Origin of the sequence: Bacillus sp. HMA207 (genome assembly GCF_003402455.1) — a bacterium.
Classification (GTDB): domain Bacteria; phylum Bacillota; class Bacilli; order Bacillales; family Bacillaceae_G; genus Bacillus_A; species Bacillus_A cereus.
The window spans coordinates 625713-640680 of record NZ_BEZT01000001.1; the positions used below are offsets into that span (position 1 = coordinate 625713).

A 14968-nucleotide genomic window follows, 5' to 3' on the forward strand; every position below is an offset into this window, starting at 1 on the left:
CAATAGGTGAAGAGCTGAGAAAGAGCGTTATAAGTAACGCTCTTTTTAGACAGTCTCTCGCTCAATTAAATGGAATGAAAGTTCTTTTGCACTGCCGACAATTTGCTCGCTTTGGATCTGCTTATGGAATAAAGAAAAAGCATGTGAGCCCATTGCGAGACCGGGATGTTCAATTGTGGAAATTTCTAATGCCTTTGAAATTTCATGATTATCAAATCCAAGGATAGCAAGGTCTTCAGGTACTCGAATACCATGTTTTCGAGCCTCTGTTAATAAACCAGCTGCAACTTGATCGTTCGCTGTGAAAATAGCAGTTGGACGATTTTTCATATTTAAAATACGATGGAGTATTTGTGCTCCGTCCTGCATTGTATAGCATTGGTGGAAAATCCATTCAGGATGCAACGTTTTGCCTTCGTTACGAAGTGTATCGGCGAACGCTTTTTCGCGCTCCATGGAATTTACACTTGTTTTTCTTGCTAAACAAATTCCGATTTTTTCATGGCCTCTACTTAGTAAATAGGCAGTACCAAGACGGAAACCTTCATAATGATCTACGTAGATGGATGAAATGAGGGGATGCTTCATTTTTTCACATGAAATAATAGGGGCAAATTTTGCGAAAGGTTCGATTTGTTCCCAAGAGCTCGTTCGGGAGCAAATAATCATCCCATCAAACTGTTTCATTTTCATCATTTCAAGAACACGAATTTCTTCAAGGCTATCGTAATTTGTTTGGCATAAATTAATGTGATATCCAGCTAATAATGCTTCGTTACCGATTCCTTCAATAATGGTACTGAAGTAGGGGAGGTTAATGAAAGGAAGCATAACGCCAATTGTATATGTTTTCCCTCTTATTAAATGGACAGCATTTATATTTTTTGCGTAGTTTAATTCTTCAACAGCATCTAGAACACGCTTACGCTTTTCTTCTTTTACGTAAGGGTGATTATTCAGGACACGAGAAACAGTTGATATCGATACACCAGCAGTTTTAGCAATTTGTTTTATATTGGCCATATGTATCACCTCTTTCACTTATTATAAAGGGAAAATAATAAGAAAGAAAAAATCTTGACCTGAAAAGCTTTTCACAAACTATGGTATTAATAAGACTTCTTTTTATTCGCGTAACCTTTTCACTTGGGCGTAAGAATGATAGGGGTCTTTTTTGTTTGCAAAAAGTGTTGTCAAAATGTGTGAGAATAACGTAGAAAGTTTTCAAAGGTGGAGTTTGATGACAAAGCGAATATGAAGAGCATATCAACGCTTCGTTCGTTAAGAGAGCGGTATGAAAGGGCGGAAACAAATTGAAAAAAAGAATCATTTGTTTCGTGTTTTCTAGTTTTGTACTTAGTTCGTGTTCGTTTCAGCAAACGATGCAAGAAGAAAAACACTTTGTGGGAACAACAGGAGGAGCTATGGATCGTGTTACGGATCCTATTCCGCTAAAGGAACTTCCAAAATATTTTCCGGTGAAGTTTAAAGTTCCAACGTTTTTACCGTACGACATTACAAGTGATGTGAAGGGTGAAGTAAGAACGCTTGGGAAAAAGAACGCTGTCTTAACGATTAAATATAAACAGAAGGAGCCAGGTAGAAATGAGTATATTGAGTTAAATGTCGCGAACTTTCCTTATAGTTTTCCGGATCTTATGGAAGAGAAGCGATTTCAAGAACAAATGAAACTGAATAATGGAACGTCTGCTTATTTTAAAAATAAAGATGATTATGAACGTGGTGACGAATTTGCTACGCTTATATGGAAAGAGAAAGGAATTGAATATCAGCTGCTGTATCGGAATGTAGAAGAGAACGATGAAAAGGTAATCAAGCAGAATTTATTATACATTGCGAATAAGATGAAATGAAAAAACTAGCTGATTTATTCAGCTAGTTTTTTGTATGTTATTATTTCTTTTTAATTTTGCCTGTCCAAGATTTAAATCCACCTTGTAATTGGTAGAAATCTTTGTAGCCTTGTTTTTTTAAGTATTGCGCTGCACGACCTGTACGGAATCCGCTTTGGCAATATAAGTAAACAGGTTGATCTTGACGAAGTTCTTTATGGCGAAGGCGAATTTGTGATAACGGAATGTTACGTGCACCTAAAATATGCCCTGCGTTATATTCGTCTGCTTCACGAATATCGATAAGCTGTGCTTTACGGTAGCCAGCGCGAAATTCTTCTTCTGTAAGAGTTTTAATTAATTTTTTCTGATAGAAGTACATCCATACAGTGTAGCCGATAAATGCTACGATTACGGCTAATAAAATAATCCAAGTTGTTGACACGATTCTATCGCTCCCTTTTTTCTTATCCTACTTTCAATATTATAATGCCCTTATGTATTTATGCAACAGATTCATTTGCATATAAGAAGAAATTTCGTATTCTTTCACAAATTTTGTCGAATTTGGTAGACTAGAGAATGTGAAAAATAATTGGTTATATGAGGTGCAGGATGGGAAAAGAAAAATGGTGTTATATTAACTCTGGTCAATGTTCACCGGCATTTAATATGGCGTTAGATGAATGTTTATTAAATTGGCAAAGTGAAAAGAAAATGCCACCAACAATTCGTTTTTATGAATGGGAAGTACCAACATTAACAGTTGGGTATTTTCAACGTGTTGAAAAAGATATTAATATGGATGTAGTTAACGAAAAGAAATATGGATTCGTTCGTCGTCAAACAGGCGGCAGGGGTGTACTACATGACAAAGAGTTAACGTATAGTGTTATTGTGTCTGAAGATCATCCGAATATGCCGAAAACAGTTACAGAAGCGTATCGTGTTATCTCGCAAGGTTTATTAGATGGTTTTAAGGCATTAGGGTTAGAAGCCTATTATGCAGTTCCAAAAACAGAAGCAGATCGTGAAAATTTAAAAAATCCACGTTCAGGCGTATGTTTTGATGCACCATCTTGGTATGAAATTGTAGTGGAAGGACGAAAAATTGCTGGTAGTGCTCAAACACGTCAAAAAGGTGTTATTTTACAGCATGGATCGATTCCATTAGAAATTGATTTAGATGAACTATATGATCTATTTTTATTCCCAAATGAACGTGTGAAGGAACGTATGAAGAGTATGTTCTCTTCTAAAGCAGTAGCAATTAATGAATTAACAGACCGTACATTTACGATAGAACAGTTAATTAAAGCGTTTGAAGTTGGCTTTGAAAAAGGATTGGATGTAGAACTTGTTCCATATGAATTAACAGAAGAACAGTTACATGAAGTTCAAACGTTAGCGAAAGAAAAGTATGAAAGTAATGAGTGGAATTATAAAAAATAAGAGATGGCAATTGCCACCTCTTATTTTTTTATAGTAAATTAAGTACTTTTTCTACTTTGATTCCTTTATCTTGTAAAGAACGAAGGCGACTTACAACGTCCATAATTTCTTTGTCAAATGTAACGCTAATACCTTGGCTTTGTAGTTCTTCTTTTAGGCTTTCAATAGAATCATCTATGTCGATGCCAAGCTCGTAATCTTGACAAACTTCAATTGTCTTTTTCACGAGTTTAACATAATTTTCTTGTAGTTTTGAATTTGTTTCAGTCAAAGCAGGCTGCTTCGGTTTTGCAGGAGCAACCGGTGCTGTCTCTTGCTTTGTAACTGGAGTAGGGACTGCTTTTTTCACAGGCGCTGGAGTAACTAGTTCTACAGCTGCTTCTACGCTTACTGGCTTCGGTGTCGGTACCGGAGTAGGCTTAGGTGCCATAGCAGGTGTTTCCACACGCGTAACAGGCTTAGGAGCAGGTGTAATTGCTTTTGGAGCTTCTACAACTACTTCTTTTTTCGGTGCTGCTTCTACCTGTGTTTCTTCTTGCTCGGCAGCTTCTTTATTTTCTTTACTCCACATAACGCGTTCAATTTCTAGAGACACATTGTTTTTGTTCATCGCTGTTAATGTAACTTTACCAACTTCAGCGTTTCCAGTGAAATCAACAATTTTATAAATAACACTCTTGTTCCAATCCACGTTTCCGCTCAAAAATAATTCTTCGTTACATTTCGGCGTTAAGCCCTCGATTTTAATTTCTGCGTTTACACCGTTTTCACTATATACCATAATTAGCGAAGCATTTACATCTTCGTCTGCTAACATTAGTTCACGTACCATTTTGCCGGTGCGTACTTGCGTTTTCTTCTTAACTGACATCTAATTTCTCCTCTCAAAAATTCAGTAATAATAAAAAAATCGTATAACGAAAAATAATTGCTCACGAAGATTTATGATACCGATAATAAAAGCATCACGTCAACAATTAACTTTAATTATTTTGCATTTTTCTTATTTTCTTTATGAAATTTTTCAATTTGTAAAATTAGACAGAAGAAAAAACAGCCTTTTGAAGGGCTGTTAAAAATTTGATTTTTTATATAGTAATTTATATAAAATAAAAAATAAGATAGCAATTAAAGCATTTTGCCAAAAGTTTAGATGATAAATGAGGTAAGGTTGCTTTTGGAAATAAATATTTAAGAATACAGCGGAACAAAATGGAGTAGCAAATGCGAATCCAAATAGAATTCTTCTTTTCCAATTCATTTTCTGATTAAAGGAGTAACGCTTTAATAAATATAAAATAAATAGTATACCTAGTATAATTATTGAAACGGACAAAGTAGTTCCAAGGATGCTAAAAGGCGGACTTGATAATGTATTGTTTTTTTCAAAGAAAAACATAAAAAATGAAATAATTGCATTTATGCCAAACTGTATAGCAAGAAGTAAGCTAATAGAAAATCCAATTAAAGAGGCTTTTTCTAACTTTGTTTGAGTTGGTAAAGCTGATATAAGTTCATCGCAATAAGATTGTAAATTATCTCCGAAGATGTCATAAGCGTTTTTATTTTCTGCTTGTGCTTCGATGAGGTGATCTAATATTTCTAGTAACAGTTCTTCCATTTGTTGCTCGGGTACGTTTGATATTCGAAGATATACTAACATATCACCATAAGCAGCCTCGTTTTCGGAAGTTAGAAGCTCACGTTTTTTATTATTCAATTCAATCATGTCTTGTGCATTCATCCCTATCACTCCCTCTGTAATAAGTTATTTACCGTAGTAGAAACCATTCCCCAGCTTTGTTTAAATTCTTTAAGTTGTTCTAATCCTTTATCGGTTATGTGATAATATTTTCGCTTTGGACCGAGTGAGGAAGCTTTTAATGTGCCTTCGATCAATTTTTCTTTTTGCATACGTAATAATAACGGATAGATGCTTCCTTCGCTTACGAATGTAAAGCCATGTTTATTTAATTTTGTGCTCAGTTCATATCCGTACACTTCTTCTTGTGAAATGATGTATAGGATACAACCTTCTAGTACACCTTTTAACATTTGGCTGTGCATGATTTCACCACCTTTTACTCAGGTAACTTGCGTTGCAAGGTAGCTGTTATCCGGATTATAACATTCAGTAACTTGCAACGCAAGTTACTGAAGTGGAAAACTTTAATGAGTGTTAATTTTTCAATGTTTCCCATACTAACGAGAGGAGGGAAGCGTATGAAACCATTTATGCCAAAACTCGTGTACTTTGAACCGAAGGCACTTGAATATCCACTTGGAAAAGAGCTTTATGAGAAGTTTACGAAGATGGGATTAGAAATTCGTGAAACGACATCCCATAATCAAATTCGGAATTTGCCGGGTGAAAATGATTTACAAAAGTATCGTAATGCAAAAGCAACGCTTGTCGTTGGGGTGAGGAAGACATTAAAGTTTGATACTTCAAAACCGTCAGCTGAATATGCAATTCCGCTTGCAACAGGATGTATGGGACATTGTCATTATTGTTATTTGCAAACGACACTTGGGAGTAAGCCTTACGTTCGCGTGTATGTGAATCTTGATGAAATATTTGAGAAGGCACAGCAATATATGGATGAAAGAGCACCTGAAATCACAAGGTTTGAAGCTGCTTGTACATCAGATATCGTTGGGATTGATCATTTAACACATGCATTAAAGAGGGCGATTGAATTTATTGGAGAAAGTGAGCATGGGCGTTTGCGTTTCGTTACGAAATATTCGCACGTTGATCATTTGTTAGATGCAAAACATAATGGGAAAACGCGTTTCAGGTTTAGTATTAATTCACGGTATGTAATTAAAAATTTTGAACCAGGGACATCACCGTTTGAAGAAAGAATTGAAGCTGCTCGTAAAGTAGCAGGCGCGGGTTATCCACTTGGTTTTATAGTTGCGCCACTTTATATGCATGAAGGATGGGAAGAAGGATACCGTGAACTATTTGAGCGACTGTACAATGCGCTGAAGGATATGACGATACCAAATTTAACGTTTGAATTAATTCAGCATCGTTTTACAAAACCAGCGAAAAAGGTTATTCAAGAGCGTTATCCAAATACGAAGCTTGAAATGGATGAAGAGAAGCGGAAGTATAAATGGGGACGATATGGCATCGGAAAATATGTATATAAAAAGGATGATGCAGCAGTATTGGAAGAAACGATAAGAGGTTATATAAATGAGTTTTTTCCTAATGCAGAAATACAATATTTTACTTAAGGGGGGTCTGTATGCAAATACAGATTCTTTTTTGTTTTATATATTTAGGCTCGTTTTCAACTTGTCACGTTATTCTTTCTGGTGTATCATTTTATTGATTGCTTCGTACGGAATAAGCAAAATGAACTTGGATGGAGGAAACCGATGCCTACCCCTAGTATGGAAGATTATATTGAACAAATTTATTTGTTGATTGATGAAAAGGGTTACGCCCGCGTATCTGATATTGCTGAAGCGCTTAGTGTACATCCATCCTCTGTAACAAAAATGGTGCAAAAATTAGACAAAGATGAATATCTAATTTATGAAAAATATAGAGGGCTTGTATTAACAACAAAAGGTAAAAAAATCGGAGAACGTCTCGTATATCGTCATGACTTGCTAGAGCAATTTATGCGTATTATCGGTGTGGATGAAAGTAAAATTTACAATGATGTAGAAGGAATTGAACATCATTTAAGTTGGGAAGCGATTGATCGCATTGGTGATTTAGTGCAATACTTTGAACAAGATGCAGTCCGAGTGGAAACGCTTCGCGGTGTTCAAAGAGCAAATGAAGAGAAAAGTAATTAAGGGGAACGTATGGCGTTTCCTTTTTTATTTCAATTCGAAAAGGATGGGAGAATTATGAAAGCAATTATTTTTGATTTTGATGGATTAATTGTGGACACAGAAACGATATGGTTTCACTCTTTCAGAGATGCTGTTCGTGAATACGGCGGGGAACTACCTTTAGAGGAATTTGCGAAATGCATTGGAACAACAGATGAGGTACTTTATACATATTTAAATGATCAATTAAAAGAGAAGTTTAACAAAAGTGTATTAAAAGAAAAAGTGGCAACTTTACATAAAGAGAAAATGAGAATACCAGAAGCTCGTGACGGGGTAAAAGAATATTTAGAAGAAGCGAAAGAAATGGGATTAAAAATCGCACTAGCTTCTAGTTCTTCTAGAGAATGGGTTATTCATTTTTTAGAAGAGCTACAAATTCGAGAATATTTTGAAGTAATTAAAACGAGAGAAGATGTTGAGAAGGTAAAACCAGATCCAGCTCTTTATCGAGTTGCAATAGAAGAATTAGGAATTAAGCCATCTGAAGCTGTTGTATTTGAAGACTCATTAAATGGATTGAGAGCAGCAGTTGCAGCGGGATTAACGTGCGTTGTGGTACCTAATGATGTGACACGGAATTTACCGTTTGAAAATCATCATCTTCGAATTGAAAGTATGAGAGAGAAAAGTTTAAAAGAAGTGCTTCAAAGTATAAAAAAAGACCGTATTTCCTAAAAGGAAGCACGGTCTTTCTTTTTGCTTTTTTTGCCTTCAATGACAGTTAAATGAGACTGTTTTCTTTTTCGTTTCAAAGTGGAAGAATTCCCTTTTTTACTTTTGTCATTAGAAGTATTTGACTTAAAGAAAGAATTGCCTAGGGGTGCTACATTTTGTTTCCCATGTTTGCGGTTCGATTGTTTTGCCGCACGCTTATATGAGCTTTGCGAATTTGCGGAACCACTGGAATTTGTAAACATCTTGTATAGCAAGTAAAAGATACCGACAACAAGTAACATGTACCCGATATTTCTTAATACACCCATGGGATTTGTAATAACAGATGAAACAAGGCCGAATATTGCCAATCCGATAATAAGCACAAATATAGCGAAAGTAAACGAACGACCGTTCATAAGGGACACCTCCTAAAAACATATATTGAAATTAGTATATTAACGATGAGGAAAGGAGTTGAACACCATTTTTAAATAATTATTGTTTGTTCTCTAAACGTAATAATTCTTCAAACGATGCAATTGCTACTTCCACTTGATCATCTGTTGGTTCTTTCGTTGTTAATAGTTGTAGCCATAATCCAGGATATCCAAGTACGCGTAATACGGGAATATCTCGTAATCGATTTGTAAATTGCAATACTTCAAAAGAAATACCAAGTACAACTGGAATTAATAAAATCCTGTTTATAACTCGTGCCCAAAGAGGATCTGTAGGGACTAGGAAATAAACGAACATTCCAATAATGACTGTAAATATAATAAAGCTACTGCCGCATCTATAATGGAGACGAGTTTGCTTTTGAACGTTTTCTACAGTCAGAGGAAGGTTATTCTCGTAAGCATTGATTACCTTATGCTCTGCACCGTGATACTGAAATACCCGCTTAATAAGTGGGGTTAAAGAAATAAAGTATATATAGCTCAATAATAGCATGAGCTTAATGACACTTTCGACAATGATTTGCCCAGTATGAGATGGGAAAATCGGTCTCGTTAATTCAGCTAATAGTGCAGGAACTGCTGTGAAAATGACTTTACCGAATATAAAAGATAAAACGCCAACAGCTGCAACTCCTAATACCATCGTTAATTTTGATTGTTCTTCTTTTTTATTTGCAATTTGTTCATCATCTTCTGGGTGGACGTCAAATCGTTCTGAAGCGAAGTTTAAATGCTTTGCTCCATTCGCACTTGCATCCACAATAGCGGCAATCCCTCGTAAAAATGGAATTTTTTTTAGGGTAGATAGTACTTTATTACGAACGCGTGGTAATCGATAAAATTCAATCGATTTATCTTTACGACGAACCGCTGTAACAGTATATTCTCTACCGCCAAACATAACTCCTTCTATGACCGCTTGCCCGCCATATATTTGTTTTGACTCTTCTGCCATGTTAACACCAACCTGTATTTGTTTCTCTCTTATGTAGAAAAAGAGGCAATTGTCATACTGGGTTCTGTCGTTTTGAAATAAGACAATCACCGAGTTTCCTTTATTTTATCGGCAAATACAAGTAGATGACAAGGGAAAATGTTATGAGAGTCGGACATTTCTTATTCTTTTTATAGACAAATTTCGCAGGATTTAAACATGCTTCAAAATAGTTTCGGGCATACTATTGAGCGGAGGTGTCGATGTGAGTCAAGAACAATTAGGAACAAGGAATTTTGTGCAGATTGGTTTGTTTGGTGGAATCTTTTGGGGCGGGATCTGGTATTTCCTTCATATATTTTCATTCACGGAGGCGGGACCGAATTATTTCCTTTTACCATTTGCGTTTGGAAGTTGGAAAGAGGGTGTATGGGGCAATGTGTTCGGAATAGTGTGTATGGGACTTCTTTCAATTTTGATCGCCTTTTTGTATAAAGCATTTTTTGCGAAGTTTGAAGGGATTATAGCGGGAATTATTTATGGGCTATTTTGGTGGGCACTACTGTTTTTGGGGATGGGTTTAATGGCTCCTGTTATTAAAAGTGCGCTCCATTTACCAAAAGAGACAATTGTGACGACAATATGTATTTTTATATTGTATGGTGTGTTTATAGCATATTCTGTTTCTTACGCAGTAAATAGCAATAAAGCAGAACAAGAAGGGCAAGAGAAGACGAACTATTCAAATAAGTAACTCCTATGTTAAAATATTGTATAGATATTTAATATTAAGGAGTTTTAAGAATATGAAAAAGTTACTCCTCGTAAACGGTCCTAACCTAAATCGCCTCGGTGTTCGTGAGGTAAATGTATATGGAAAGGGCACGCTAGCGACACTTGAAGCAGATATGAAGCAAGAAGCAGAAACAATGGGAGTGGAGTTAGAATGTTTCCAATCGAATCATGAAGGTGCCATTATCGACATTATTCATGAAGCGGAAGATATATATGAAGGGATCATTTTAAATCCGGGAGCATTTACGCATTATAGCTATGCGATTCGTGATGCCATTGCGAGCATTTCGATTCCTGTTATTGAAGTACATATTTCTAACATTCATCAGCGTGAATCGTTCCGTCATGAATCTGTGACGGCAGCTGTTTGTGCAGGTCAAATTGTAGGATTTGGTTTTTATGGCTATAAGTTAGCGTTATTTGCATTAATGGAGAAATTGAGGGAGGCATAAAGTAATGGAGAAAATTGAAAGATTACGAAGTGCATTTGATGAGGCTGGCATTGACGGTATTTTGTTAACAAATGAACATAGTCGTAGATATATGGCTAACTTCACAGGAACAGCAGGCGTTGTTCTTATTTCAAAAGATCGTGCTCAATTTATTACAGATTTCCGTTACGTCGAGCAGGCAAGTAAACAAGCGGTTGGATATGAGGTTGTACAGCACGCAGGATTGATCATTGATGAAGTGGCAAAGCAAGTGAAAGAGCTTGGAATTCAAAAACTTGGTTTTGAGCAAGATACTCTTACATATAGTTCTTATTCAGTGCATAAGGAAGCGATTGATGCTGAATTTATCCCGACTTCTGGACTTGTAGAAAAGTTACGCTTGATAAAGACTGATTCAGAGATTAAGATATTAAAGGAAGCTGCACAGATTGCAGATGCTGCCTTTGAGCATATTCTATCATTCATTCGCCCGGGAGTATCTGAAATTGAAGTGTCAAATGAACTTGAATTTTTCATGAGAAAACAAGGAGCAACATCTTCTTCGTTTGATATTATCGTTGCTTCAGGTCTTCGTTCGGCATTACCGCACGGCGTGGCATCTGAAAAAGTGATAGAAACAGGAGATTTCGTTACATTAGACTTCGGCGCTTATTACAAAGGATATTGTTCTGATATTACTCGTACGATTGCAGTCGGTGAACCATCTGATAAATTAAAAGAAATTTATAATATCGTTTTAGAAGCACAATTACGTGGTGTGAACGGTATTAAAGCTGGTTTAACAGGTCGCGAGGCTGATGCGCTAACGCGTGACTACATAACGGAAAAAGGATATGGTGAATACTTTGGACACTCTACTGGTCATGGAATAGGTCTTGAAATCCATGAAGCACCAGGTTTAGCGTTCCGTTCTGATATAGTACTTGAACCAGGTATGGCTGTAACAGTAGAGCCAGGTATTTATATTCCAGGTATTGGCGGCGTACGTATTGAAGATGATATCATTGTGACAAGTGAAGGTAATGAAGTAATTACGAAATCACCAAAAGAACTTATTATTTTGTAATACACAGGAGGATTTTTTTACATGATTTCAGTAAACGATTTTCGTACAGGTTTAACAATTTCAGTGGACAATGCCCTTTGGCAAGTACTTGATTTCCAACACGTAAAGCCAGGTAAAGGTGCTGCATTCGTTCGTTCTAAACTACGTAATCTTCGCACAGGTTCTGTTCAAGAGAAAACATTCCGTGCAGGTGAGAAAGTAGAAAAAGCACACATCGAAAACCGTCGTATGCAATACTTATACGCAAGCGGTGAGGCTCATGTATTTATGGATAACGGAACTTATGAGCAAATCGAACTTGGTGAAAAACAAATCGAGCGCGAGCTTAAATTCCTAAAAGAAAACATGGAAGTAGCAATTATGACTTACCAAGGCGAAGTACTTGGTGTTGAACTTCCAAACACAGTTGAATTACAAGTTACAGAAACAGAGCCTGGTATTAAAGGTGATACTGCTTCTAACGTAACAAAACCAGCTACATTAGAAACTGGTCTTGTTGTACAAGTACCAATCTTCATTAACGAAGGCGAAATGCTTATCATCAACACTGGTGAAGGTAAATACGTTTCTCGTGCATAGTAAAAAGCACTCGTGATAATTCACGAGTGCTTTTTTTATAGGAAATAGGGTAGATAGTAAATAGCTGTTATTATAAAACTGACTAAAACAAGTGAAAGAGTACCCATAATAGATGGAGTCAAAACAATTTGAAATGGTTTTATTTCGCCAGTCTCAACGCCAGTTAATGTTTTACTTATTGCGTGATCTGTAATGTTATTTCTATGGTTACTCATAATAATTAACCACATAATTGCAAATATTGCTAAACTACCAAGGAAAAAGGTCTCTATAAATGACCAACCGACTAATAATGAAAAAAGATAAATAAGAGCTAATTCTACTACAACGGTTAAACTAATTTTCAATGCCTTCATATTTTTCCTCCTCATTTTGTAATTTCAACCAGTTTAAAAAATTTTTACGTGACACGACATGCAGAGAGCAAGGTGACTTTACTTCTTTCTCTAGTGCAGCGTGTTCGTCTGGAAACTTGTTTTCCACATGCAATGAAATATAAGGTAGTTTTTCTTGTGCTTTTAGTGAGCGGATATTATTCGTTTTAGCACCAGCAAATACGTAGGAAAGTTGTAAGTCTAAAAAGGCGATTTTAAAGATTTCTTTTTTAGCAGCCTCGTTATAGCCTTTTCCCCAGTACGGATAGCCGAGCCAACTACCAATGTGAGATTGCTTTTTTTCATTATTAATATGTTTAAGTGTGGTGAGGCCAATTATTTCATTTTCTTCATTCACAATCATTCTCGATAAGGATTTCTTTTGACGCTCTTCTTCTATTGCGAAAAGAAGAAATGTTTTCGTGTCTTCGATGTTTTCTACCGTTATTCCCAATGCATTTTTTATATGTGGATCACTTGATAGCTCGAAAATCACATTTGTATGGCATAAATCTAGTGGTAATAAAGTGACGTGTTGCATGGTTTAAACCTCTTTTAAACTAAATATACCATAATATACCATGAAATAATATGAATATTCAGATTGTAATTCGGAATTTAGAGAAAAATTATGTTTTTACTTCTGAAATAGACAACCTCTGCATATGGTTGTACAAATATATTCTTTTTTAGAATACGAAGTTAGTAACTGTTACGGGAGAAGGTGGAAGAATGAAACAGTGGCTAGCGGCAATGGAAACATCCGTGCTTGTTATGGGGGCACTTCGATTATTTTCAGGTAGTGCGGAGATATTTGCTGCTTTGCTTATGCTTTATGTGAATGATGCGAAGAAAGCGTTGTTTATAAATGGTATGTTGGCGTTTGTTGGACCTACCGTATTAATTTTAACAATGACAATTGGGATAGCGAGTGTAGCAAGTGAAATTTCTTTCTTGAAGCTCTTTTTTCTAGCGCTTGGAATTTGCTGTATTTTTATCGCATTACTGAAATAGTAAGTCGAGTATAGTGGGGAGAAGCCGATGAAAGAGGTATTAGAAGTTTTACCAAAAACGATGAAGTACTTAATTGAAGAATGTAAGCAATACGATGCTTTAGAGGAAATTCGTGTTCGAATTGGAAGGCCGCTAGAGTGTATTGCACACGGAAAGGTGTTTTTTTATGACTATATCACTACTGCAGAGGATGCTATTTACTTATTGAATAAGTTAAGTCAATTCTCAATTTATACGATGGAAGAGGAATTAAAACGTGGGTATGTGACGCTTCGCGGAGGGCATAGAATCGGGTTAGCAGGAAAAGTCATTACAGAAAAAAGCGCAGTGAAAATGATTCGTGATGTCTCTTCCTTTAATATTCGTATTGCTCGTCAAAAAATAGGGATTGCTGAACCGCTTTTGCCATATTTGTATGAAAAAAGGTGGTTAAACACGATGGTAATTGGCCCTCCCCAAACGGGAAAAACGACACTCTTAAGAGATGTAGCACGTTGCATGAGTCAAGGGGTAAGTGCTTCGGAAATTCCTTCCTGTAAAGTGGGGATCGTTGATGAACGGTCAGAAATTGCTGGTTGTGTGAAAGGGATCCCGCAATATGATTTTGGTACCCGAGTCGATGTGTTAGACGCATGTCCAAAGGCAGAAGGAATGATGATGATGATTCGTTCTATGAGTCCTGATATTTTGATCGTAGATGAAATTGGCCGTAAAGAAGATAGTGAAGCAATTATGGAGGCAGTGCATGCAGGTGTCCAGCTTTTTATAAGCGCACACGGATTTTCCTATGAGGATGTTGTGAGACGTCCATCGCTCAAGGCAGTGCTAGAGCTTGGTATATTTGATAGGTTTGTGGAGTTGTCAAAAGCGAGGGGTCCAGGAACGGTTATGCAGGTGAAAGATAAATATGGAAAACCAGTGTTATCAAATAGAAAGGCTGAGGGCGTATGGTGAAAATATTTGGTGCAGTGTTAATCGTTGCGGTCAGCACCTTTTTCGGGTTTTCGTACGCTAAAAGATACAGTGAGAGACCGAGGCAACTTAGGTTATTAAAATCAGCACTTCAATCATTAGAGGCAGAAATTATGTATGGACACACACCTTTATCTGAGGCTGCCGAGCGATTAGTTAAACAAATGCCAAAGCCATTAAATTGGATATTTCAAAGTTTCGCTAAAAAACTAGAAAGTGGAGAACAAACAGTAAGGGAAGCTTGGATAGATAGTTTGAAAGAGAATTGGAAGTTGACGGCTTTTCAACAAACCGAGTATGAAATACTGCAGCAATTTGGTGAAACGCTAGGGCAACATGATCGTGAATCACAACAAAAACATATTCGCTTATGTATTACACATTTGGAGAGAGAAGAAGAGGAAGCGAAAGCTTTACAACTGCAATACGAAAAAATGATTAAGAGCTTAGGGGTACTAGCAGGGCTACTTATTGTAATTTTACTGCTATAGGGGG

The 14968-nt window shown here is 36.4% G+C and carries 21 protein-coding genes; 12 read left to right on the top strand and 9 right to left on the bottom strand.

The genetic code is table 11. The features are described from left to right. Positions 1-45: 45 nt before the first annotated feature. A complete protein-coding gene (locus HMAS_RS03430) occupies positions 46-1023 on the bottom strand; it encodes a LacI family DNA-binding transcriptional regulator (RefSeq protein WP_006921543.1) in 978 nt (325 codons plus the stop codon). A 314-nt stretch (positions 1024-1337) separates the two neighbouring features. Between HMAS_RS03430 and HMAS_RS03435 the strand changes: the two genes are divergently transcribed. Next, positions 1338-1874 (top strand): hypothetical protein, encoded by a 537-nt coding sequence (locus HMAS_RS03435; RefSeq protein ID WP_033695179.1) that lies wholly within the window; start codon positions 1338-1340, stop codon positions 1872-1874. Between the two features lie 40 nt (positions 1875-1914). Here HMAS_RS03435 and HMAS_RS03440 read toward each other — a convergent pair whose 3' ends face one another. Beyond that, positions 1915-2298 carry a rhodanese-like domain-containing protein gene (locus HMAS_RS03440; protein WP_000108653.1) on the bottom strand — a complete coding sequence of 128 codons (384 nt, stop codon included), beginning with the start codon at positions 2296-2298 and terminating at the stop codon, positions 1915-1917. 170 nt (positions 2299-2468) lie between these two features. Between HMAS_RS03440 and HMAS_RS03445 the strand changes: the two genes are divergently transcribed. Beyond that, a complete protein-coding gene (locus tag HMAS_RS03445) occupies positions 2469-3305 on the top strand; it encodes a lipoate--protein ligase family protein (RefSeq protein ID WP_000514081.1) in 837 nt (278 codons plus the stop codon). A gap of 28 nt (positions 3306-3333) precedes the next feature. On the opposite strand, the gene HMAS_RS03450 is transcribed toward HMAS_RS03445, so the two are convergent. The 3 genes from HMAS_RS03450 to HMAS_RS03460 all read right to left on the bottom strand — a co-directional run bounded on the left by HMAS_RS03450 (position 3334) and on the right by HMAS_RS03460 (position 5372). Next, the gene (locus tag HMAS_RS03450) at positions 3334-4176 is read right to left on the bottom strand and encodes a hypothetical protein (protein WP_000111900.1); all 843 of its coding nucleotides are present in this window, start codon (positions 4174-4176) and stop codon (positions 3334-3336) included. 201 nt (positions 4177-4377) lie between these two features. Further along, on the bottom strand, positions 4378-5049 hold the full coding sequence (locus tag HMAS_RS03455) for a DUF1129 family protein (RefSeq protein ID WP_000993584.1): 672 nt from the start codon (positions 5047-5049) through the stop codon (positions 4378-4380). Between the two features lie 5 nt (positions 5050-5054). Next, the gene (locus tag HMAS_RS03460) at positions 5055-5372 is read right to left on the bottom strand and encodes a PadR family transcriptional regulator (protein ID WP_000556079.1); all 318 of its coding nucleotides are present in this window, start codon (positions 5370-5372) and stop codon (positions 5055-5057) included. A gap of 156 nt (positions 5373-5528) precedes the next feature. Here HMAS_RS03460 and splB point away from each other — a divergent pair, with 156 nt between their 5' ends. The 3 genes from splB to HMAS_RS03475 all read left to right on the top strand — a co-directional run bounded on the left by splB (position 5529) and on the right by HMAS_RS03475 (position 7844). Beyond that, positions 5529-6554 (top strand): spore photoproduct lyase, encoded by a 1026-nt coding sequence (splB, locus tag HMAS_RS03465; protein WP_000802121.1) that lies wholly within the window; start codon positions 5529-5531, stop codon positions 6552-6554. 144 nt (positions 6555-6698) lie between these two features. After that, on the top strand, positions 6699-7127 hold the full coding sequence (gene mntR / locus HMAS_RS03470) for a transcriptional regulator MntR (RefSeq protein WP_001143084.1): 429 nt from the start codon (positions 6699-6701) through the stop codon (positions 7125-7127). Between the two features lie 54 nt (positions 7128-7181). After that, on the top strand, positions 7182-7844 hold the full coding sequence (locus tag HMAS_RS03475; protein WP_025687934.1) for an HAD family hydrolase: 663 nt from the start codon (positions 7182-7184) through the stop codon (positions 7842-7844). Here the strand turns inward: HMAS_RS03475 and HMAS_RS03480 are convergent. Beyond that, positions 7841-8242: an SA1362 family protein gene (locus HMAS_RS03480; protein ID WP_001014463.1), complete on the bottom strand. Its 402-nt coding sequence runs from the start codon at positions 8240-8242 to the stop codon at positions 7841-7843. The genes HMAS_RS03475 and HMAS_RS03480 overlap by 4 nt on opposite strands. A 79-nt stretch (positions 8243-8321) precedes the next feature. Continuing rightward, positions 8322-9242: a DUF1385 domain-containing protein gene (locus HMAS_RS03485; protein ID WP_000807121.1), complete on the bottom strand. Its 921-nt coding sequence runs from the start codon at positions 9240-9242 to the stop codon at positions 8322-8324. A 244-nt stretch (positions 9243-9486) separates the two neighbouring features. On the opposite strand from HMAS_RS03485, the gene HMAS_RS03490 reads away from it, so the two are divergent. The 4 genes from HMAS_RS03490 to efp are packed head-to-tail and all read left to right on the top strand — an operon-like array spanning position 9487 to position 12113. Continuing rightward, on the top strand, positions 9487-9975 hold the full coding sequence (locus tag HMAS_RS03490) for a YqhR family membrane protein (protein WP_000076881.1): 489 nt from the start codon (positions 9487-9489) through the stop codon (positions 9973-9975). 52 nt (positions 9976-10027) lie between these two features. Next, a complete protein-coding gene (aroQ, locus tag HMAS_RS03495; RefSeq protein WP_000735140.1) occupies positions 10028-10468 on the top strand; it encodes a type II 3-dehydroquinate dehydratase in 441 nt (146 codons plus the stop codon). A gap of 4 nt (positions 10469-10472) precedes the next feature. Further along, entirely contained in the window at positions 10473-11534 is a 1062-nt protein-coding gene (pepQ, locus tag HMAS_RS03500; protein ID WP_000411039.1) for a Xaa-Pro dipeptidase, read from the top strand. Between the two features lie 21 nt (positions 11535-11555). After that, positions 11556-12113: an elongation factor P gene (gene efp / locus HMAS_RS03505; protein ID WP_000626516.1), complete on the top strand. Its 558-nt coding sequence runs from the start codon at positions 11556-11558 to the stop codon at positions 12111-12113. A 35-nt stretch (positions 12114-12148) separates the two neighbouring features. On the opposite strand, the gene HMAS_RS03510 is transcribed toward efp, so the two are convergent. Further along, positions 12149-12469, bottom strand: a complete 321-nt coding sequence (locus tag HMAS_RS03510) for a hypothetical protein (protein WP_000645571.1) — start codon at positions 12467-12469, stop codon at positions 12149-12151. Then, on the bottom strand, positions 12450-13028 hold the full coding sequence (locus HMAS_RS03515) for a GNAT family N-acetyltransferase (protein ID WP_001164981.1): 579 nt from the start codon (positions 13026-13028) through the stop codon (positions 12450-12452). The genes HMAS_RS03510 and HMAS_RS03515 overlap by 20 nt, the downstream gene beginning before the upstream one ends. A gap of 191 nt (positions 13029-13219) precedes the next feature. Here HMAS_RS03515 and HMAS_RS03520 point away from each other — a divergent pair, with 191 nt between their 5' ends. The 3 genes from HMAS_RS03520 to spoIIIAB are packed head-to-tail and all read left to right on the top strand — an operon-like array spanning position 13220 to position 14964. Further along, on the top strand, positions 13220-13501 hold the full coding sequence (locus HMAS_RS03520; RefSeq protein WP_000816050.1) for a YqhV family protein: 282 nt from the start codon (positions 13220-13222) through the stop codon (positions 13499-13501). A 27-nt stretch (positions 13502-13528) separates the two neighbouring features. Continuing rightward, entirely contained in the window at positions 13529-14455 is a 927-nt protein-coding gene (gene spoIIIAA, locus HMAS_RS03525) for a stage III sporulation protein AA (protein ID WP_000665905.1), read from the top strand. After that, positions 14449-14964 carry a stage III sporulation protein SpoIIIAB gene (spoIIIAB, locus tag HMAS_RS03530; protein ID WP_000238702.1) on the top strand — a complete coding sequence of 172 codons (516 nt, stop codon included), beginning with the start codon at positions 14449-14451 and terminating at the stop codon, positions 14962-14964. Before spoIIIAA ends, spoIIIAB begins: the two co-directional genes overlap by 7 nt. Positions 14965-14968: the final 4 nt, after the last annotated feature.